The organism is Thalassotalea sp. G20_0, from assembly GCF_017744175.1.
GTDB lineage: Bacteria > Pseudomonadota > Gammaproteobacteria > Pseudomonadales > Endozoicomonadaceae > Endozoicomonas.
Map to the genome: position 1 here is coordinate 1 of NZ_JAGHQV010000468.1, position 576 is coordinate 576.

Here is a 576-nt window from a genome sequence, read left to right on the forward strand (position 1 = left end):
GGATATCTTCGTACGGGTGTTCATCATTAACGCCCGTCCCCCATAAACAGTACAATTCGCGGATAACGGCTTCGTCAATACTGGCAACTGCGCCTGGTGCAGTCTCTGTTTCTGCTGGCAACAGTGCTGTTCAATGGCTTTCTGAAGCGCATGCCCCATGGCAAGGTTGCGCAGGGCAAACGGAGCACTGCTTAATAAGGCTTTCTGCAAAAATATGCTGCTGGAAAACTTTAGCTCATCATAAGGTCGCTGCTCCAGCGGTTCCAGCAAAATGTATCGATGCATTATCGGCTTGCCCTGCTGTCGGCAGGACAATGGCATACAGGTATCCCCGCTGGCTACCATTGCCTGGCGAATGTCCTGTGGGAGATATTGAGGGGCAACGGCCAGCAATAAATCATAAGGTAGCTGGTGGCGAAGGGGTTCAGGCACATGCTTTATGGTTTCTGAATTTGGCTCGACAGCCTCAAGGGCCAAACAACAGACGTCCATGGTTCTTAACGGAGCTGGAATTTTTTCCAGGGAGTATAAGCCACTGCAGGCCGCCAGGAACAGAAGATCGGGATGATCCTGAAA

The 576-nt window shown here is 51.2% G+C and carries 1 protein-coding gene; it reads right to left on the minus strand.

Annotated features, from left to right (window positions below):
• Positions 1 to 576: hypothetical protein (locus J7438_RS27080; RefSeq protein ID WP_209279109.1), on the minus strand; the 576-nt coding region annotated here is incomplete at both ends.